Source organism: Chryseobacterium sp. IHB B 17019, from assembly GCF_001456155.1.
Lineage (GTDB): Bacteria > Bacteroidota > Bacteroidia > Flavobacteriales > Weeksellaceae > Chryseobacterium.
Genome location: NZ_CP013293.1, coordinates 1,573,120 through 1,591,685, shown reverse-complemented (window position 1 = coordinate 1,591,685; position 18,566 = coordinate 1,573,120). Strand labels below are relative to the sequence as shown.

General features: G+C 35.8%; 21 protein-coding genes. 8 read left to right on the top strand and 13 right to left on the bottom strand.

The window, feature by feature from the left end:
• Window positions 1–22 precede the first annotated feature (22 nt).
• The 8 genes from ATE47_RS07245 to ATE47_RS07210 all read right to left on the bottom strand — a co-directional run bounded on the left by ATE47_RS07245 (window position 23) and on the right by ATE47_RS07210 (window position 7,126).
• On the bottom strand, window positions 23–2,164 hold the full coding sequence (locus ATE47_RS07245; protein ID WP_062161333.1) for a catalase: 2,142 nt from the start codon (window positions 2,162–2,164) through the stop codon (window positions 23–25).
• 121 nt (window positions 2,165–2,285) lie between these two features.
• Complete coding sequence (locus ATE47_RS07240) at window positions 2,286–2,606, bottom strand: hypothetical protein (RefSeq protein ID WP_062161332.1); 321 nt, start codon at window positions 2,604–2,606, stop codon at window positions 2,286–2,288.
• A 70-nt stretch (window positions 2,607–2,676) separates the two neighbouring features.
• Entirely contained in the window at window positions 2,677–3,312 is a 636-nt protein-coding gene (locus ATE47_RS07235; RefSeq protein ID WP_082632525.1) for a ferritin-like domain-containing protein, read from the bottom strand.
• An 81-nt stretch (window positions 3,313–3,393) separates the two neighbouring features.
• Window positions 3,394–4,146 carry a KGG domain-containing protein gene (locus ATE47_RS07230; protein ID WP_062161331.1) on the bottom strand — a complete coding sequence of 251 codons (753 nt, stop codon included), beginning with the start codon at window positions 4,144–4,146 and terminating at the stop codon, window positions 3,394–3,396.
• A gap of 217 nt (window positions 4,147–4,363) precedes the next feature.
• A complete protein-coding gene (locus ATE47_RS07225; protein ID WP_228376334.1) occupies window positions 4,364–4,978 on the bottom strand; it encodes a Crp/Fnr family transcriptional regulator in 615 nt (204 codons plus the stop codon).
• 55 nt (window positions 4,979–5,033) lie between these two features.
• Window positions 5,034–5,630, bottom strand: coding sequence for a Crp/Fnr family transcriptional regulator (locus tag ATE47_RS07220; protein WP_062161330.1), 597 nt, complete (start codon window positions 5,628–5,630; stop codon window positions 5,034–5,036).
• A 314-nt stretch (window positions 5,631–5,944) separates the two neighbouring features.
• Window positions 5,945–6,151 carry a hypothetical protein gene (locus ATE47_RS07215; protein WP_062161329.1) on the bottom strand — a complete coding sequence of 69 codons (207 nt, stop codon included), beginning with the start codon at window positions 6,149–6,151 and terminating at the stop codon, window positions 5,945–5,947.
• 75 nt (window positions 6,152–6,226) lie between these two features.
• Complete coding sequence (locus ATE47_RS07210; RefSeq protein WP_062161328.1) at window positions 6,227–7,126, bottom strand: DMT family transporter; 900 nt, start codon at window positions 7,124–7,126, stop codon at window positions 6,227–6,229.
• Window positions 7,127–7,219: 93 nt separating this feature from the next.
• On the opposite strand from ATE47_RS07210, the gene ATE47_RS07205 reads away from it, so the two are divergent.
• On the top strand, window positions 7,220–8,632 hold the full coding sequence (locus ATE47_RS07205) for an aminotransferase-like domain-containing protein (RefSeq protein ID WP_062161327.1): 1,413 nt from the start codon (window positions 7,220–7,222) through the stop codon (window positions 8,630–8,632).
• Window positions 8,633–8,700: 68 nt separating this feature from the next.
• Here the strand turns inward: ATE47_RS07205 and ATE47_RS07200 are convergent, their stop codons facing one another.
• The 4 genes from ATE47_RS07200 to ATE47_RS07185 are packed head-to-tail and all read right to left on the bottom strand — an operon-like array spanning window position 8,701 to window position 10,662.
• Complete coding sequence (locus tag ATE47_RS07200) at window positions 8,701–9,297, bottom strand: Crp/Fnr family transcriptional regulator (protein WP_062161326.1); 597 nt, start codon at window positions 9,295–9,297, stop codon at window positions 8,701–8,703.
• Window positions 9,297–9,674, bottom strand: a complete 378-nt coding sequence (ytxJ, locus tag ATE47_RS07195; protein WP_062161325.1) for a bacillithiol system redox-active protein YtxJ — start codon at window positions 9,672–9,674, stop codon at window positions 9,297–9,299. Before ytxJ ends, ATE47_RS07200 begins: the two co-directional genes overlap by 1 nt.
• Window positions 9,671–10,132 (bottom strand): DUF1569 domain-containing protein, encoded by a 462-nt coding sequence (locus ATE47_RS07190; RefSeq protein ID WP_228376333.1) that lies wholly within the window; start codon window positions 10,130–10,132, stop codon window positions 9,671–9,673. The genes ytxJ and ATE47_RS07190 overlap by 4 nt, the downstream gene beginning before the upstream one ends.
• Complete coding sequence (locus ATE47_RS07185) at window positions 10,126–10,662, bottom strand: YfiT family bacillithiol transferase (protein WP_062161324.1); 537 nt, start codon at window positions 10,660–10,662, stop codon at window positions 10,126–10,128. Before ATE47_RS07185 ends, ATE47_RS07190 begins: the two co-directional genes overlap by 7 nt.
• 108 nt (window positions 10,663–10,770) lie before the next feature.
• Here ATE47_RS07185 and pncA point away from each other — a divergent pair, with 108 nt between their 5' ends.
• Window positions 10,771–11,376: a bifunctional nicotinamidase/pyrazinamidase gene (pncA, locus tag ATE47_RS07180; protein WP_062161323.1), complete on the top strand. Its 606-nt coding sequence runs from the start codon at window positions 10,771–10,773 to the stop codon at window positions 11,374–11,376.
• Window positions 11,377–11,580: 204 nt separating this feature from the next.
• On the opposite strand, the gene ATE47_RS07175 is transcribed toward pncA, so the two are convergent.
• Entirely contained in the window at window positions 11,581–12,729 is a 1,149-nt protein-coding gene (locus ATE47_RS07175) for a pseudouridine synthase (protein WP_228376332.1), read from the bottom strand.
• A 101-nt stretch (window positions 12,730–12,830) separates the two neighbouring features.
• Here ATE47_RS07175 and aroB point away from each other — a divergent pair, with 101 nt between their 5' ends.
• The 6 genes from aroB (at window position 12,831) to ATE47_RS07145 (ending at window position 18,561) form a co-directional block, all read left to right on the top strand.
• A complete protein-coding gene (gene aroB / locus ATE47_RS07170; protein WP_062161322.1) occupies window positions 12,831–13,880 on the top strand; it encodes a 3-dehydroquinate synthase in 1,050 nt (349 codons plus the stop codon).
• A 238-nt stretch (window positions 13,881–14,118) separates the two neighbouring features.
• Window positions 14,119–14,772 (top strand): porin family protein, encoded by a 654-nt coding sequence (locus ATE47_RS07165; RefSeq protein WP_062161321.1) that lies wholly within the window; start codon window positions 14,119–14,121, stop codon window positions 14,770–14,772.
• 221 nt (window positions 14,773–14,993) lie between these two features.
• Window positions 14,994–15,575: a porin family protein gene (locus ATE47_RS07160; protein WP_062161320.1), complete on the top strand. Its 582-nt coding sequence runs from the start codon at window positions 14,994–14,996 to the stop codon at window positions 15,573–15,575.
• 363 nt (window positions 15,576–15,938) lie between these two features.
• A complete protein-coding gene (locus tag ATE47_RS07155; protein ID WP_062163478.1) occupies window positions 15,939–16,562 on the top strand; it encodes a porin family protein in 624 nt (207 codons plus the stop codon).
• A gap of 204 nt (window positions 16,563–16,766) precedes the next feature.
• Window positions 16,767–17,387, top strand: coding sequence for a porin family protein (locus ATE47_RS07150; RefSeq protein ID WP_062161319.1), 621 nt, complete (start codon window positions 16,767–16,769; stop codon window positions 17,385–17,387).
• Between the two features lie 454 nt (window positions 17,388–17,841).
• Entirely contained in the window at window positions 17,842–18,561 is a 720-nt protein-coding gene (locus tag ATE47_RS07145) for a porin family protein (protein ID WP_062161318.1), read from the top strand.
• Window positions 18,562–18,566: the final 5 nt, after the last annotated feature.

Below are 18,566 nucleotides of genomic sequence, written 5' to 3'. Positions count from 1 at the left end.
GTGTGAGGTGTGATTTTAAATTTTAATTCTGGGCATTTCTTTCTAATTCCAGATGCCAGACTCTGTGCTGCGCGATGGCTTTGATGAATTTTTCAGCACCATTGGCATCTTCCGAGGTGACGATGGCAGGATCTTCATGCTGTTTCAATCCTACATTACTGTTCGTATAAAGAGGTTCTGTCCCTTTCCCGAAATAAACGGCCTTGCAGTGCTTGTAAGCTTCATTAATGAAATGCAATACACGGTGTTTGTGCAGTGGAGTTAAGAGTTCTTTTGTAGAATCCTCTCCTGCTGCAATAAATAAGGCATCAAAACATACACTTGCCGTGCTTGTAAGAGAATGTTTAGGAATTAATGAAGAGCCATCGTTGGTTTTTACAGGTGCCATACTTGGCCCGATGATCTCAACAACCGCATTTTCTGCTTCAAGTTTTGTTTTTAAATCATTAATCGCTCCTGCATCTGCGCCATTGGCCATGATAAAGCCGATTTTTCTGCCTTTAATAGTATCCTTAATGGTATTCTGCATACTTAAGGCTCCGGAAATTTTGGTGTGCGCTTCCCTTTCTTCACTTTGTAGATCAACGTGATTGCTGTCTGCAGGAAGACTTTGGTTAGGAAATTCCAGTTCTTTTACCTCAACGCCAAGATTCTCTGCAACTTTAAAGGCTAAGGCCCTGTCAATAAAGGCTAACTGGCCAACCATTCTTTCTCTGATCTCCGGCATTGTAACTTTTGATAATTCAAAAATCAAAGCGTTCTGAAGGTGCATTTTTTCCGGCTCCGACTGGCTGTTGTAGAATAGTTTTGCCTGAGAATAATGATCCACAAAACTTTCGCTTCGCTGTCTGACTTTTGCGCCGGAAACTCGTTCCTGGTGTGATGTAAAGCCGCCTTCAGACATCATCGCCTGGAACGGGCATCCTCCACCGATGGAATTAGGCTCATAGCTTACTTTTCCTTTCGCAATCTGCTGTCTCATGTAGCCGTCACGCTGGTTATTATGAACGGTTTTGATAGATCTGTTAATAGGAATTTCGTGGAAGTTTGGCCCTCCTAATCTTATCAGCTGGGTATCTGTATATGAAAACAGTCTTCCCTGCAAAAGCGGATCATTGGAGAAATCAATTCCGGGAACAATATGACCCGGGTGGAAAGCAATCTGCTCTGTCTCCGCAAAGAAGTTTTCAGGATTTTTATTTAAAGTTAAAGTTCCGACAAGCTGTACAGGAACTTCCTCTTCAGGGACAATTTTCGTGGGATCAAGAAGATCGAAATCAAATTTATCTTCATCTTCTTCTGGGATCAGCTGCACGCCGAAATCCCATTCAGGAAACATTCCGTTTTCGATGGATTCCCAAAGATCTCTTTTGTGAAAATCCGGATCTACCCCTGAAATTCTCTGTGCTTCGTCCCATGCAACAGAGTGTACGCCTAATTTTGGCTTAAAGTGAAATTTAACAAAATGTACTTTTCCTTCCTCATTAATAAATTTAAATGAGTGAACTCCAAAACCTTCCATTCTGCTGAAACTTCTTGGAATTGCCCTGTCGCTCATAAGCCACATGATCATGTGCATACTTTCCGGCATTAAAGAAATAAAATCCCAAAATGTATCGTGCGCAGACTGAGCCTGTGGGATCTCGTTGTGAGGTTCCGGCTTCACAGCGTGGACAAGATCCGGGAATTTGATGGCATCCTGGATGAAAAATACAGGTATATTGTTGGCTACAAGGTCGTAATTACCTTCTTCCGTATAAAATTTTACGGCAAAACCTCTTACATCTCTCGCCAGATCAGTACTTCCTCTATTTCCTGCAACGGTAGAAAATCTTACGAAAACTGGTGTTTCTTTTCCTACTTCTGTCAGGAATTTGGCTTTTGTGTATTCTGCAAGGCTTTTGGTAAGTTTAAAAACTCCGTGAGCGCCTGATCCACGGGCATGAACTACTCTTTCAGGAATTCTCTCGTGGTCGAAATGAGTGATTTTTTCTCTTAAAATAAAGTCTTCCAATAAGGTAGCGCCGCGGTCTCCTGCCTTCAGGGAATCCTGATTATTATTGATTTTAAGGCCCTGATTGGTTGTCAGCATTTCCTGATCGTTAGAAGTAGAGTGCGATTCTAATTGGTCTAACTTTTCATTGGTTTTTTTTGGGTCTTTCATAATTCTAATATTTTGTGATTTGGTGTGTGATTTTTAAGTTAAAGATTTAAACATTTAATAAACATTTATTGAGCTTAAGTAATTTATTTAAATCTTAATATTAACCTTAGCTAAATTAACCTTAGCTAAAGGTTATTAATTCTTTTTCAGTCGGTTTTAAATATTTTTCAAAATAATGAAGGTCTTCTTTATTTTTAATAGACAGGTAAAACATGATTTGTTGAGGTTCCCGGGTTCCTATGCTTTCTATATCATCAAAATGAGCGATTAGTGCCCGCATGCTTTCGATCTGTAAATCTTTTAAAATGACAAAAAGCAGATAAACATTTTCTTTTATTTCCTTGGCGTAAATTGTAGAATCTTCTTCAAACCAGTTTCCTTTATTCTTGATTTTGGTGAAGTGGTCAGACTTCAGCATTTTTACTATATTCCTGCAATTCATATATTTGAGTATTCGTGGTTGAGAAAAAAGCCATATAGAAAAGCTCTACATGGCTTTTGTTTTTTATTGACTAATCTTCTTGTTCTGCATCAAAATTGATATAGGTTTCTGCAATCTCGGTAAGTTCGTAGTCCGTATCTTCTTCTTCCTGTAAGGTTCTTTCAAGAAGATCTGCAGCTTTGTCATGCCCCATTGTGATGGCTAGCTGAGCCAATCCGCCGTAAGTAGCGATCTCATAATGCTCTACTTTCTGTGCAGCAATAATCAATGCCGCATCACGTGTCATGGAACCTTCTTCTGTAGATTTGATGACTTCTTCACCTTCTTTAATGATGCCTTTGATGGCCTCACATTCTTTTTTTGCAGGTGTTTCATCAATTAATTTGAATACTTTTTCTAAACGGCTGATGTGTTTTTTGGTCTGAAGCTGGTGGTCTTCGAAAGCTTCTTTCAGCTCTTCCGTAGTAGCGGCATCCTGCATTTTTTCCAGTGCATCGATGATCGCATTTTCTGCGTAGTAAATATCTTTGAGAGAAGATACGAAAAATTTGTGAAGGGGAGAGCTTTTCATATCGTTTTCTTTCACGGTTGCGTTATCTACTGCTGTAGTTTTTTTTGCTGATGTTGAGGTAGCCGTACCTATAGCTGCACCTGTGCTTGTAGTAGTACTGCTGGTGGTGTTGTTATCTGATGTTTTTGTTGCCATAATATGAAGTGGTGTTTTTGGTTTAAAAAGATTACCCCTTTACATAATCAAATTAATAAAGAGGTAATCATGGAAAAAGAATTATGAATTATTACGTCTGCCTCCAAATCCTGATCTGCCGGAACCGGAAGACCTTCCGCCTCCATGAGATGCCTGACCTCCCATACGAGCTATTCTCGTACGTTCAGCTTTGCTCATTGACGCGAAACCTCTTCCTGATGTTCCTGATCCTGAATTTGAACCTCGACCTGAACCGCCGTTATTTCCTGAACCCGAATTGGAGCCTCTTCCGCCACCTGATCCGGATCTTCCTGAATTTGAACCGGAAGATCTTCTTCCGCCTCCGTGGGATGCTTCCCCACCCATACGAGCTATTCTAGTACGCTCTGCCTTGCTCATAGAAGCAAAGCCTCTTCTTGATGTTCCATTTCCTGATGATGATCCTCCTCTTCCTCCGGAACCAGAATTGGAACGTCCACGTGAACCGCCTCTACCGCCTCCGGAAGTGAATCTTCCCTGGCTGTCTCTCTGCTGGTTGCCGTTTCCGCCTCTTCCTCTTCCACGTCCTCTGTTGTCATCATAATCCTCATCATCGTCGTAGTCATCATAGTCATCATAGTCATCATCATAATCGTCATAATCTTCGTCTTCATCATCATAGTCCTCTTCATAATCATCATCAAAATAATCTTCGTAATCTGAAAAATCATCATCATATTCCTCATCTTGCGATGCATCGCTATAACCGTGGTCATAGCCTAACTGATAAATTTCTTCCAGGTTGCTTGAAGAATTTCCCCTCGAACTACGATTTCTTGAATTTCTAGTGTTCATAACTGAATTTTTTATAATTAATATTAAGTGATGCATTGCCGGCCGTGACTAGTATTAGACAGCAATTGATTTTGGTTAATTTCAAATTGAATAATAAAAAGCTACTGCTTTTAATGTGTTCCTATTAATAAGGAATCTAAAGAATATGGATAATTATTAATCCAAATTTACATTACAATAATTCACTTTTTTATGACCCAAATCATGTTGATTGATATTAATATAAAATTTTTCGATTATCTATCTTAAGTTCACCTTGTTTTTCCATTTTTTTTAAGGCTCTGATGACAGTTTCTACTCTTAGACCTGTCAAATTTGCAATCTGCTGTCTCGTAAATTCTACGTGGAAGCATTGCTCGCAATCTTCCGCATAATAACTTTTAAGATAATTTAATAGTCCTTTTAATCTTAAAATAGGATTCTGAGACGACATACTTTGCAGCATGATTTCCTTAAAATAAATTCTTTGCGAAAAACATGCGTTCATTTCCTGGCAAAGTTTCGGATTCTTTTCCAGCAGTTCCATAAAATTATTTTTAGAAAGCCGGATCAGTTCTACACTTGTGAGACATACCGTATTCATGATATAATGCTCTTCCAAAAAAAGCATAGGTTCCCCGAAACTCTGGTTTTCCCCCAGAATATTATGTATAAATTCTTTTCCCTCTTCATTATAACTGTTTTGCTTTACCCTCCCTTTCACAATCTGGTAATAATAAAGCGCAGGATCGCCCTCCCTGTATACATAATCTTTGGAATTGTAACTCCTATCTTCTCCACCGTATATGTAAAGAAGCTCAGGATTAATGTTCATGCAGCTAATAGTTTTCATAGTTCTTTTGTTTTTCCAATAAAAAAATCGTAAAAAATTAAATATTGCGCAAGCTTTAATATAATATTTTACGATCTTTGATTTTTACGATTCGGTCTCTTTCCATGACCTTAATTGTCCTTATTGCTGTTTCCACGCAAAGACCGGTAAGACTTGCCATTTGCTGCCTGGTCAGAGGAATCAAGAATGAATATGGTGATTGCTCCTTCTGAAAACTTTTCAGGTAATCCATTAATCCAATAAGCTTTGTTGTTGGATTTTGTGCACATATATTCTGTGCCATTATCAGCTTAAAATAAAGCCTCTGAGAAAGCAGCCTGTTCATATCAAGGCATATATCCGGGTAGCGTCTCAAGAGATCAAAAAATACATTTTTCGCAAGCCTGAGAATTTTACAGTTTGTAATTGCAACTGCGTTTACAGGATAGGTTTTATCCATAAAAAGTAATGACTCGCCTACACTCTGTCCTTCCTCCAAAAGGGTCTGAATAATTTCCTTACCTTCATCAGTATAATTATTTAGCTTTGCTTCCCCTGTAACGATCTGATAATAATAATTGGGAGAATCTCCCTCCATGAAAATATTTTCTGAAGCTTTATAATATTTTATGCTTGCTCCTGCTGAATGCAGAATTTCTTCTTTTATAACCATGTTAACTGATTTTATGTTAGTATAGCATCGTTAAGTAGAAAATAAAATTGGCAATATTATTTAATGATGCAAAAACTAAACCTTCTTATTTTTTTAAATTGTTAATTAGTGTTAATTTTTAATTAAATATTTAAGTTTACTTTAAAATTTTCGTTATCCATATTAATAATGTGAAAGCAGTAATTGCTATATTTGAACAAGTCAAATACAGGGCAATACTTACGTAATTGTAGTTGAATTTTTTAAGATACAAGATGAAAATAAACCCGCGTTTAATGTCTTAAACGGGGTTTATAAATCTATTAAGCGTAAATTTATTTTGTGGTTGTAACAGTATCAGCTGTTCCTGTAGGTAATGCACTACTGTCAACAGCTGTAGCAGTATCTGATGGAACCTGAGACGTCGTAAGGTTATCAATAACTGCCGCGGTATCAGACGTGGAAGAGTTCGAAACTTCCGTTTTCTTTTGGCAACTCAGGACTATAAAGCCTAAGATGGTGAGTGACAATACATATTTCATAGTATTTTTATTAAGTGGTGTGTAATACCAAAACTAATTAAATACTATGTTAAGTTTTTATGACTTCGATCATAATTATTTTTTAATCAAGCTTTTAGCAAATTTTTTGGTTCCGGCTACACAAAGAATGATCCCAATTGTCACTCCCACCATACCCAAACTTACCTGCTCATGAAGAAAATAAGCCGCTAAAGCCAACCCGAAAAACGGCTGTAGGAGCTGTAATTGCCCTATTGTAGCAATCCCGCCCTGCGCCAGACCTTTATACCAAAATATAAAACCAATGAACATGCTGAATAAAGAAATATAAGCTAACCCAAACCATCCCTGGAAAGTCACATTTGCAATATCTACAGGAAAATAGATAAAGAATAAAGGCAACATTAGCGGTAAAGCCAGAACCAAAGCCCAGGAAATCACTTGCCATCCACCTAAAGTTTTTGATAATTTTGCCCCTTCTGCATATCCCAATCCGCATAAAATAACAGCAGCCAGCATTAAAATATCGCCCACCGGAGAAGCAGAAATACCTTGAGATACTGCATATCCAATTACCAATAAGCTTCCTGCAACAGAGAAAAACCAAAATATCGGATGCGGTCTTTCGCCACCCCGCAAAACACCAAACAAAGCAGTCATTAAAGGCAGTATTCCCAGAAAGACAATAGAATGCGCCGAGGTTGTATACTGCAAAGCCAAAGATGACAGTAAAGGAAATCCTATCACACAACCAATAGAAACCAAAACCAAAGAAAAAATCTGATGTTTGGCGGGACGTTTTTCTTTATAAATCAATAACACGGACAGAGCAAGGATACCGGCAATTCCGGCTCTAGCAATAGTTACAAAAAGAGGGCTCATTTCCGTTACAGCCAATTTAGTTGCCGGCATTGAACCACTGAAAAGCAATACCCCGATGAAACCGTTGATCCATCCGCTTACCATTTGGTCTTTTGATATATTATCTGTTATCATTTTAAAAATTATTATTTAATATTTCAAAATTAAAAAGCTTAGATAGATAAACACAGTCTCAGTTTTGTATATTTGTATGAGTACAGTTTAAAAATGAACAAAGAATTTTTATATACAGAAATAGCCAACGGAATTGCATCACAGATCCGGAATGGTATATTAAAAGCAGGCGACAAGCTTCCTTCCGTCAGGAAACTATGTCTCGACCATCAGATCAGTATGAATACGGCAAAACGTGTTTTTCTCGAGCTGGAATCACAATCCCTGGTAGATTCAAAACCGCAATCCGGATATTTTGTAAGTAAGATTCTCTCTGTAAAGCTGCCGCTTCCGGAAGTAAGCAAGCCTTCATTAATAGCAAATAATGATGAGCCTGATGAGCTGATTAATAAAATTTATGAAAATATAGGTAAAAAAGATCTTACTATTTTTTCCATCGGGATTCCATCCGGTGATCTTTTGCCTGTGGCGAAACTAAAAAAAGAAATCATCAACGCTACCCGAGTTTTAAAAGAAGGCGGAACCGAATATGAAGAATTACAGGGAAATGTGAAATTGAGAAGGATGATCGCTGTAAGATCTCTACAATGGGGCGGAAATTTTCACGAAAATGATCTCGTTACTACAAACGGCGGGATGAACGCGCTTTCCTTTTGCTTAATGGCTTTAGGGAAACCCGGTGATACCATTGCTATTGAAAGCCCTTGTTATCCGGGTATTTTGCAGTTGGCAAACGGATTAGGGTTAAAGGTTCTAGAGCTTCCGACCCATCCCACTACAGGAATTGAAATTGAGGCTTTGAAAAAAGTAATCCCCAAAATTGATCTTTGCCTTTTGATCCCGAACTACAATGCTCCGTTGGGAAGCTGTATGCCGGATGAAAACAAAAAGGAAGTCGTAAGGCTCCTTTCGGAAAACGGAATTCCTTTGATTGAGGATGACGTTTACGGAGATCTTTATTTTGGGCCAAATCGTCCAAAATGCTGTAAATCTTTTGATAAGGAAGGAAATGTTTTATATTGCAGTTCGATTTCCAAAACCCTGGCTCCAGGCTATCGCGTCGGGTGGATTGCCCCCGGAAAATACAAGAATAAAATTTTAAAGCTAAAGCTTCTCCATTCCACCTCTTCGATCTCTATTGTGAATGAAGCTGTTGCTAATTTTCTAAAATCCGGAAAATATGAAAAACATCTCCAGCAGATGCGCAAAACATTGCATAATAATTATCAGAATTATGTCCAGACCATTGCAGAATCTTTCCCTGATGGTACCAGAACGAGCCGTCCGCAGGGTGGACTTTCGTTGTGGGTAGAATTTGATAAAAGTATTAAAACAACAGAACTCTACGATCTCGCTATCAGGGAAAACATCAGTATTGCTCCCGGACGGATGTTTACGCTTCAGAATCAGTTTGAAAACTGTATGCGGCTTTGTATCGGTCTGCCGTGGTCGGAAGAAACACAGCTGAAATTACGGCAAGTGGGAAGTTTAGCGAAGAGAGTTTGATTTTGGGAAGGATGTTGGAAGGTTGGAAGTTTTTAAAACCTCTCTCCTCCAGCCTCATTTCCTCCATCTTATTTGTTATCTGGAACAAAATTCTTCCTAGCCAGTTCTTTTCTGACACGGCTCAGGCTTTCAGGCGTGATTCCCAGGTAAGATGCGATCATCCATTGTGGAACTCTCAAAAGCAGATCAGGATACATTCTGATGAATTTCATGTATCGTTCTTCAGCGGTTTCGCCTAGTAAAGAATTGATCCTGTCCTGAAGGCTTTTAATATGTTTTTGGATTAAAATATCGCTTTTTTCAAGGCTGTTCGGGAATTCTCCGATTAATTTATTGATAAAATCAGGTTGCAGTAAAAGAACTTCGGAGTCTTCAACGGCTTCAATATAGTAAACAGACTTTTCATTAAAATAAAGACTGCTTCGGTCCGATATAAGCCAGCTTTCCGGCGCAAACTGAATAATGTGCTCCTTACCGTTTTTGTCGATAGAATACATCTTTAAAAGCCCTTTTTCGACAAAGTAAATATACCTGCAGACCTCACCATATTGTAAAAGAAATTGATTTTTCTGAATTTTTTTTACTTCATAGTGCAAACTACACATGTTTACCTTTTCTACAGGAACACTTAAAACTTTTGCTAAATAATTATTAATATTTTTCATTATATAATTTGGTCTGCCGATATATGCTGGTGAGAAGCGCTGTTGATTGCTTTTCCGTTTTCTATTACTATCAATTGTGGACTTTCGTGCCTTACGCCAAGATCTTCTGCGATTTTATTTGAGATAGACCTGTATTTCAGCAAATCTAAAAAATATAATTCTACTTTTTGATCTAAGTTTTCAATTTCTTTTTCAAAATTTCTCAATACGGTTTTGCTGATAAAGCAACTTGTTGAATGTTTGAATATTGCGATCCTGTGATTAAAGGAATTTTCAATAGCATTTTTAAGATCTTCTTCGGATTCAATTTTTTTCCAGAAAGATTCTTTTTCCTGATTTTCTTCCTTTCCATTAAATATTTTATCAAAAAAACTCATACATTAAATTGTTTTAAATGGTGATCAAGATGTTTGTACTCAAGAAATCCCCAATCTTTTTCTTTCATTTTCCCAAAAAGCATATGATTATCGGGGAGATTTTTATTCATAAAAGTATTCCAGTATTCATCAAGTGTTTTCAAAAGATCATGTTTTTCATCATTAAAATCACAATCAAAATTAACGATTAGTTTTTGAAAAGTCGGCATATTTCTGGGAATTCCATTATTAAAAATCTGCATTTCAATTTTTGTCACAATACCTATTGTCCCAAAAAGAATATTAACAACAGGTAATTCTATCTTTTGTAGAGGAATCTGTAGTACAAAATTACAATGCCTCATCATCTGGCAGACATCCATTTTTCCCCATCTTCCCTTGGATGTTTCAGACAAATCGGAGATACGCCGGATGATTTCATCAAAATCAGCCCGGTTATGAAGACTTTTTTTTACCAACCTTTCTCTTTCTTCAGGTTTTCAATATGAGCAAAATGATGATCGCAATGCCATGCATAAAGGGCAAGATAGCTTCTTAAATCATAGTTTTTATTTTGTTCGGGATGATGAAATGTTCTTTCAAATTGTTTGTTGGTCATTGTTTTCAGTAAAGTGGTCCATCGTTGATGTGTTCCTTTAATCATTCTCATCGCCGGCTTTATTGGCATATTCCTGCTGTCCTGGAGTTCTGCCCATTTTGCCTCATCGTAAGGTCTTATGGTAGGATTGTCTTCTGTAAGGGCTAATTTAAGCCTCATAAAACTATTGATATGGCTGTCTGCAATATGATTGACAAGCTGTCTTACCGTCCAGCCTCCTTCTCTGTATGGGGTGTCAAACTGGTCATCACTGAAATCTTCGATGAGGTTTCTGAGCCTTCCCGGAAATTCTTTGATCACATTGATATATTCATCGAGCTTGATATCACAGATATTTTCAGGCTGCTCAAACTGCCCTATTGGAAATTTTCTTTTCTCTAAATCGCTCATTTTATTTGATTTAAAATTTTAAGTTGCCGATTTGTCAGATAATTCAGTCTTGGACAAATTTTTGCGTGTTAGTTTTTGTAAATTTATCAAAAATTCGAGAATCTAAATATGAAAAAAGCGTTAATAATAGTAGATGTACAGAATGATTTTTGTGAAGGCGGCGCATTGGCAGTTCCGGGTGCAAATGAAGTAATTCCTTACATCAATGCTCTCATGGAAGAAAATGAATATGACCAGATTGTTTTAACCCAGGACTGGCATCCTGCAGATCATAAAAGTTTTGCCAGCAACAACGGAAGAAATGTTGGTGAAAGCATTATTTTAAACGGTGTTCCGCAGTTTATGTGGCCGGATCATTGTATTCAGGGAACCTTTGGGGCAGAATTCCATAAAGATTTAAATCAGGAAAAAGTAACTCATATCATTCAAAAAGGGAAAAATCCGGAGATTGACAGCTATAGTGGCTTTCAGGACAATAACCACTTTATGAAAACAGGTTTGGACGACTTCCTGAAGTATCATGATATTCAGCTATTGGAAATTGTAGGTTTAGCAATGGATTATTGCGTGAAATTTACCTGTACGGACGCCGTTGCGAATGGTTATGTGACATGCCTTCATTTCAATGGAACCAGAGCCGTCAACGTAAAACCGGATAACGGAAGAGACGCAATTTATGATATGATCCAGAAGGGTGTAACTGTTCTTGGATAGTTATGAGTTATGAGTTTTGAGTTAGGAATTATGAGTTATGAGTTTTATGACTGGATAATTTTTAATGATATTAGAACAAGAGAAATAAAAAAAGACGTTGAATTATTTTCAACGTCTTTTTTTATTTTTAAAACTTAAAAATTGCTTTAGATTTAAGAACAACGAATCAAAACTCATAATTCCTAACTCAAAACTTATAACTCCTTAAAGCATTTTTAAGTTATTCACTTCCAGTTCTGTTAAGATTCTCCAGTGTCCTCTTTTGATATTTTTCTTCGTCAATCCTGCGAACATTACCCTGTCAAGAGCTTCCACTTCATATCCTAATCTTTGGAAAATTCTTCTGATAACGCGGTTCCATCCGATGTGGATTTCAATTCCAACTTCGTTCTTCGGTTTTCCCTCAATAAAAGAAATCTGATCAACAACGGCTACACCTTCATCCAGACGGATTCCCTCTGCAATCAGCTTCAGATCTTCATGAGAAAGTTTTTTATCCAGCGTTACATGATAGATTTTTTTGGCATCAAAAGACGGGTGTGTCAGTTTTTTTGTCATGTGTCCGTCATTCGTAAGAAGAATAACTCCTGTTGTAGAACGGTCCAGCCTTCCTACAGGAAACAAACGGTAAGGAGAAGCATTTGCTACTAAATCCATTACTGTTTTTCTTGCTTTATCGTCTTTTGTAGTAGAAATATAACCTTTTGGCTTATTTAAAAGAACGTAAACAGGCTTTTCAGGGGTGATATTTTGTCCGTCAAAAACTACTTTATCCGTTTTTTCAACCTGATAACCCATTTCAGTTACTACTTTTCCGTTGACTTCAACTAATCCCTGTACAATTAATTCATCTGCTTCTCTTCTGCTGCAAATCCCTGAATTCGCGATGTATTTATTAAGACGAATCGTGTCCTTATGAACATCTTTTTCAATCTTGTTTAATCTTCTTTTCTGTACGAAGGATTTTGCTCTGTCATCTTTTTCATCTTCATTAGAAGGTCTTCTTCCGTATTTTAAGCTGCCTCTTTCATATTTATCTCTAGTATCAAAGCTTTTGCCTCTGCTCCCGCCTCTTTGTGGAGCCGATTTTCCGAATGGCTTTTTTTCTTCACCTGGACTGCTGATAAATGGCTCTTGTTCAGTTTTTGAAAATTTCTTATCCATTCGTGCTTGGTAACTTGTGTCACTGCTTTTCCTAGAATCAGAATTTCTCTCTCCGGCCTTTGGAAAGGTTTTTTTGAAAGGTTTTGAACCAGAAGAATTTCCAGGTCTTGAAGCACGAGAACCATCAGAATTATTTCTTGTTGAACTTCTTGGTTTCTTTGGTCTTCCTGAATTATTGTCTCTGCTCATGCTAAATATTTATGCAAAGATAGTAATTTAGTTACGAGTTAAAAATTAAGAATCATAACTTTGCAATATAGTTTTACTTTTAACTTTACAGAAAATCTGAAATGATAACATTATTAAATGATAATTTTTCTCAATTAAATGATTTCCTTCACGGAAAATCTTTCAGTAAAATCTTTATTTTAGTTGATGAAAATACCCACGAATATTGTCTTCCCGTCCTTTTAGGAAATATGGAAACGGATCTCGGATTTGAAATTCTGGAAATTGAGGCCGGTGAAGAAATGAAAAATATTCAAACGGCAAACCAGCTTTGGGAAATCCTGACAGAAATGCAGGCGGACAGAAAAGCGTTGATTATCAATCTTGGGGGTGGTGTGATTACCGATATGGGTGGTTTTGTGGCTTCTACCTATAAAAGAGGAATCCAGTTTATCAATATCCCTACTACCCTTTTGGCCATGTGTGACGCTTCTATCGGCGGAAAAACAGGAATCGACCTGATGCATTATAAAAATATGGTGGGAACTTTTACCTTCCCGGAACAGATTTTCATTTATCCTAAATTCCTGGAGACGCTTCCTTTTAAAGAACTAAGAAGCGGTTTTGCAGAAATGCTGAAACATGGATTAATTGCTGACAAAAACCATTGGGAAAACCTGATACAGATCAATAAGCTTGATGTAGAAGGCATTATTCCTCATATCCAAACTTCTATAAATATCAAACAGTATGTTGTAGAAAAAGATTTTCATGAAAAAAATATCAGGAAAACCTTAAATTTCGGGCACACCATTGGTCATGCTATTGAAAGCCTATGTTTAAATCAGGGAAATCCCATCCTTCATGGCGAAGCGGTTGCAATGGGTATGATTTCCGAAGCTCATCTGGCGTTTTTGGAAGGTCTGCTTTCTGAAGAAGATTCAAAGTTAATTATAGAAAATATTCAGAAATATTACCCTTATTGGGATATCAGTGATTTTAAAGATGATGACATTTTTGCCTTATTAATTAATGACAAAAAAAATACTGACCAAAAGATCAACTTTTCTCTCCTCTCAGACATAGGTTTTTGTGAATTTGACCACCAATGTCATCATAAAAATATAATAAAAGCATTAAAATTTTACCGAAAATTGAATGACATAGATTAAATTTTTAACAAAATTGTCAATTTAGATCATTTCCAAACAAGCGTTTAATATTTAGTTTAAACATCTGAAAATCAAGTTATTGATAAATAATAAACTGTTGTCTTAAGCAATATTTTTACTGATTTTAATCATAAAATAATTTTTTGGCAAGTAATTTGAAAGATACAGTCCGTTATGCGAAAAAGCATAATAGTAGTAAAATTTAAATCGAAATTGTAATTAATAAAAAAATTAAGTTATGAAAAAGTTAATCTTAGGAATAGCAGTTACAGCAAGTTCATTAGCGTTTGCACAGCAGACGACAACAACTTCTACCACTACCACTTCATCTACTTCACCTGTAGCATTTGGTATTAAGGCAGGAATGAACGTTTCATCACTTACCAACGAAAGCGGATTGGATGATCAGGGATCAAAAATAGGTTTCAATGCGGGTGTTTTCGCAAACATCCCAATTGCAAGCTCATTCAGCATCCAGCCGGAGGTTTTATACTCTCAATATGGGGATAAATATGATGAAACAATCGCAGGAAACAGATATTCTTACGCAAGACACCATGATTATATAGCTGTACCGGTAATGTTCCAGTACAATGTAATCCCGAACCTTTATTTAGAAGCGGGACCGGAATTCGGATTTTTGGTGAGTGCTAAGAATAAGCTTAAAAACGAAACTGATAATGATGTGATCGATGAATCTGGTGATTACAAAGATCAATTAAACAAATTCAACTTCGGTATCGGATTAGGAGCAGGATATTATTTCACTGATAATATCGGTATTACTGCAAGATATGTTGCAGGTCTTACTGATATCGCGAAAGACAGACCAAGTGGTTCTGATGCGATCAGAAATAATGTTTTCCAAGTTGGTTTAGCATATAAATTCTAATAAAAAAGTTAGTAATAACGAATTGATTTCAAGAAAAGGCCAGGCTTATTAAAGTCTGGCCTTTTGTTTTACCAGCAAGTAAAATAATATATTGAAATTGAATGATATACTATACTATGAATAAAAAAGTGTAAATTTTTCGTTAATTTAAAACTATTTAATATATTTTGGCAAGAAATTTGCTTAATAAAGTTTGAAATTTTTAAAAAAAATCATTAACTATGAAAAAACTAATTTTAGGATTCGCAATCGCAGTAAGTTCTATGACTTTTGCTCAGGAGAAGGCTAAAGAAACTTCTTCTTCACCGGTAAGATTCGGTATCAAGGCTGGTCTTAACGTTTCATCTGTAAACGATGATGACTTCAAAGCAAAAGCAGGTATTTATGGCGGATTTTTTGCCAACATCCCTGTTGCAAGCTCATTCAGTGTTCAGCCGGAAGTTTTATACAACGGTATGGGTGCACAAGCTGATGATTCTTCTGACGTAAAACTTAATCTTGATTACATCTCAGTTCCTGTAATGCTTCAGTACAACATTCTTCCGGAATTGTATCTTGAAGCTGGACCACAATTCAGTTTTGCCATCAACAAAAAATTAAAAGGTGACGGAGGTTCTATTGATCTTAAAGATTCAATCAAAGGATTTGACTTCGGAATCGGTCTTGGGGCTGGATATTATTTCGCTCAGGGCTTCGGTGTTACGGCAAGATTTGTAGCCGGTGCTACTGATATTGCTGAAAACAATAACGATGATGCGATCAGAAACAGCGTATTCCAGGTAGGGGTAGCGTATAAGTTTTAAGAAAGCTTTTTATAAATGATAAAGGATCAGGTTTATTTTAATAAGCCTGATTTTTTTATTTAATTACGAAAATATCTGAATGGCTTTGTCTGAAATTAAAAGATTTTGGATTAAGAATTAAGGTTATGATCTATACTTTTAAAATATAGTTTTTTTAATATTTTGATTAAAAAAAAACATAATTTTTAAATATTTTGTTTAAATTATTTTCAATAAATAGTAGTTTATTTTATTAATTTAATTGAATTTATCTTTGATTTATTGATGATATTTGTCACAAAACGGTATTTGGCATGCGATTTGAAAATACCTGAAAGACAAATCGTCAAACTTGAAAAATTAAATAAGTATAATAAACAAATTATGAAAAAATTATTTTTAGGATTAGCAGTTGTAGCTGGTTCATTTGCATTCGCTCAACAAAAAACATCTACTTCTCCTGTTACTTTTGGGGTAAAAGCAGGATTAAATGTTTCTTCACTTTCTAAAAACGGAAATTTGGAAGAGCAAGGATCAAAAGCAGGTTTTAATGCGGGTGGTTTTGTTAATATTCCTGTAGGACATTCTTTCAGCGTACAGCCGGAACTTTTATACTCCCAGTACGGAGGTCAATATAATCAAACGATTTTAGGAAGAAAATATGCTTTCTCAAAGAATTTAGATTATATCGCTGTTCCTGTAATGCTTCAGTACAATGTGTTGCCAAACCTATATTTAGAAGCAGGTCCTGAATTTGGATTCCTGGTAGGTGCTAACAATAAATTAAAAAACGAAAGCAATAACAGTTCTATTGCTGATGCAGACGTGAAAAAATACACTAAAGGATTTAATGTTGGTCTAGGAATCGGGGCTGGTTATTACTTCATTCCAAATTTAGGAGTTACAGTAAGATATGTAGCTGGTCTTACAGATACTTACAAGGATAATTCCGGTGATGCTGTGAAAAACAATGTATTCCAGGTTGGTTTAGCTTATAAATTCAAATAATAACTTTATATACATTCATAGTAAATCTTCAAATTAGAAGCCGGGTTTCTATCCGGCTTTTATTTTTAATGCAAATATTTACATTCTGTATCTCTTTAATTAATCATGACATTAATCATAAATTGATTTTTAGGCACATAATTTGAAAACTACAGCGAGTCAGCTATTTCAATTGACAAATTAATTAAAAACAAAAAACAAATTATGAAAAAATTATTTTTAGGATTAGCAGTAATTGCTGGTTCATTCGCATTCGCTCAACAAAAAACTTCTACTTCTCCTGTTAATTTCGGTGTAAAAGCAGGATTAAATGTAGCAACAATGTCCAAAGAAAATTATATTACCAGCCGAAAACCATTAATTGGGTTTAATGCAGGTTTTTTTGCCAATGTTCCGGTTTCGGGAAATTTCAGTGTACAGCCCGAGATTTTATATTCTCAGTATGGTGGTAAGGTTGATATCGTAAAAGATGGTATCAAACTATCTGCAACACGAAAGCTTGATTATATTACAGTACCTGTAATGTTGCAGTACAATGCTCTTCCTAACCTATATTTTGAAGCAGGTCCTGAGTTCGGTTTTAAGGTTTCTTCAAAGATGGACATTAAAAATGAAAATACAGGTAGCGCAATAAAAGGTAATATTGAGGATGCTAAAGGATTTAATCTTGGTTTAGGTATTGGAGCTGGTTATTATATAACTCCAAATTTTGGAATTACAGCAAGGTATATTGCAGGTCTTACGGATGTTGCTAAAGATAATAGAAATGATAGAAGTCTTAAAAACAATGTTTTCCAAGTAGGTTTAGCATATAAATTCAAATAGATTTATCTATTTTTCATAGTAAATTTTCAAATTGGAAGCCGGGTTTTTATCCGGCTTTTATTATGATATTATTAAATCCAGACAGTATTACAAACAACATTTTTCAGTTTGGGTATAACATATATTCAAATATAGCTCTATAGTAGATATACGAATCTTCAAATCAGAGGCCTGTTTTTTACCCGGCTTTTTTTCTGTTAAAAATTAAAATAGATAAATATTTTTCACATTCTTGTTAAAAGATTATTTGATGTAAATTTTAAACCAAGAGGCTTTTTATTGTTGATTTAATTTCAATATTTAATATTATCAATTGTTTTTTTTAATTAACAAAGCCTTCGCAATTGCCCATCAATTCAGGGAAAAATAAGTTTTGGCAAGCATTTTGCAAAATACACCGGGTCTGATAGAAATATCAGAAAAAATTAAATAGTAAAAATTAAAAAACAAAATTATGAATAAGTTATTTCTAGGACTAGCAATAGTCGCTGGTTCATTAGTATTTGCTCAGGAAACGAAAACTGTAACAACAACAGCTCCGATGAATAAAGTAAAAGAGCCTGTGAGATTCGGGATCAAAGGAGGATTGAATGTTTCACAATTCAGCGAGCAGGAACTAAATACGAAGAGCCTGAAACCAGGATTTAATGCAGGTGCTTTTGTTAATATTCCTCTATCGGAAAAATTCGCTATCCAGCCGGAAGTGATGTACAATCAGCTAGGAGCTAAAAGCATTGTTAATTCCACAGAAACAGTAAGTGGTGATACAACAGTGAAAATTAAAGACAATTTCACAACTTCCCTTAATTATATTTCGGTACCTGTAATGCTTCAGATGAAGCCTGCCGATAATTTTTATATTGAAGCCGGACCGGAAATCAGCTATTTTATGAATGGTAAGAATACAGGTGAAACTACTGTTACTACTACAGTTGCAGGAAGTTCTACTACCGAAACAGTATCTGAATCCAAAAGTATTAATAAAGACCGTATGAAAAAGCTTAATCTTGGTTTTGGTTTGGGTCTTGGATATTATTTCACACCGAATCTGGGAATTAATGCTAGATATGTAAATAGCTTAACACATCTTGCTAACAACTCCGGCGTAGCTGAAGCAAACAAAAATATTAATACAAACAGAGTTTTCCAGATTGGATTAAACTACAAATTTTAACATAA

What these genes read in the sequence shown, in the direction of transcription:
- ATE47_RS07235 (WP_082632525.1), bottom strand. Translation starts at nt 3,312, where the DNA reads ATGGCAACAAAAACATCAGATAACAACACCACCAGCAGTACTACTACA.
- ATE47_RS07220 (WP_062161330.1), bottom strand. Translation starts at nt 5,630, where the DNA reads ATGGTTATAAAAGAAGAAATTCTGCATTCAGCAGGAGCAAGCATAAAA.
- ytxJ (WP_062161325.1), bottom strand. Translation starts at nt 9,674, where the DNA reads ATGAGTTTTTTTGATAAAATATTTAATGGAAAGGAAGAAAATCAGGAA.
- pncA (WP_062161323.1), top strand. Translation starts at nt 10,771, where the DNA reads ATGAAAAAAGCGTTAATAATAGTAGATGTACAGAATGATTTTTGTGAA.
- ATE47_RS07210 (WP_062161328.1), bottom strand. Translation starts at nt 7,126, where the DNA reads ATGATAACAGATAATATATCAAAAGACCAAATGGTAAGCGGATGGATC.
- ATE47_RS07245 (WP_062161333.1), bottom strand. Translation starts at nt 2,164, where the DNA reads ATGAAAGACCCAAAAAAAACCAATGAAAAGTTAGACCAATTAGAATCG.
- ATE47_RS07145 (WP_062161318.1), top strand. Translation starts at nt 17,842, where the DNA reads ATGAATAAGTTATTTCTAGGACTAGCAATAGTCGCTGGTTCATTAGTA.
- ATE47_RS07240 (WP_062161332.1), bottom strand. Translation starts at nt 2,606, where the DNA reads ATGAATTGCAGGAATATAGTAAAAATGCTGAAGTCTGACCACTTCACC.
- ATE47_RS07225 (WP_228376334.1), bottom strand. Translation starts at nt 4,978, where the DNA reads ATGAAAACTATTAGCTGCATGAACATTAATCCTGAGCTTCTTTACATA.
- ATE47_RS07165 (WP_062161321.1), top strand. Translation starts at nt 14,119, where the DNA reads ATGAAAAAGTTAATCTTAGGAATAGCAGTTACAGCAAGTTCATTAGCG.
- ATE47_RS07185 (WP_062161324.1), bottom strand. Translation starts at nt 10,662, where the DNA reads ATGAGCGATTTAGAGAAAAGAAAATTTCCAATAGGGCAGTTTGAGCAG.
- ATE47_RS07150 (WP_062161319.1), top strand. Translation starts at nt 16,767, where the DNA reads ATGAAAAAATTATTTTTAGGATTAGCAGTAATTGCTGGTTCATTCGCA.
- aroB (WP_062161322.1), top strand. Translation starts at nt 12,831, where the DNA reads ATGATAACATTATTAAATGATAATTTTTCTCAATTAAATGATTTCCTT.
- ATE47_RS07160 (WP_062161320.1), top strand. Translation starts at nt 14,994, where the DNA reads ATGAAAAAACTAATTTTAGGATTCGCAATCGCAGTAAGTTCTATGACT.
- ATE47_RS07215 (WP_062161329.1), bottom strand. Translation starts at nt 6,151, where the DNA reads ATGAAATATGTATTGTCACTCACCATCTTAGGCTTTATAGTCCTGAGT.
- ATE47_RS07200 (WP_062161326.1), bottom strand. Translation starts at nt 9,297, where the DNA reads ATGAAAAATATTAATAATTATTTAGCAAAAGTTTTAAGTGTTCCTGTA.
- ATE47_RS07205 (WP_062161327.1), top strand. Translation starts at nt 7,220, where the DNA reads ATGAACAAAGAATTTTTATATACAGAAATAGCCAACGGAATTGCATCA.
- ATE47_RS07155 (WP_062163478.1), top strand. Translation starts at nt 15,939, where the DNA reads ATGAAAAAATTATTTTTAGGATTAGCAGTTGTAGCTGGTTCATTTGCA.
- ATE47_RS07175 (WP_228376332.1), bottom strand. Translation starts at nt 12,729, where the DNA reads ATGAGCAGAGACAATAATTCAGGAAGACCAAAGAAACCAAGAAGTTCA.
- ATE47_RS07230 (WP_062161331.1), bottom strand. Translation starts at nt 4,146, where the DNA reads ATGAACACTAGAAATTCAAGAAATCGTAGTTCGAGGGGAAATTCTTCA.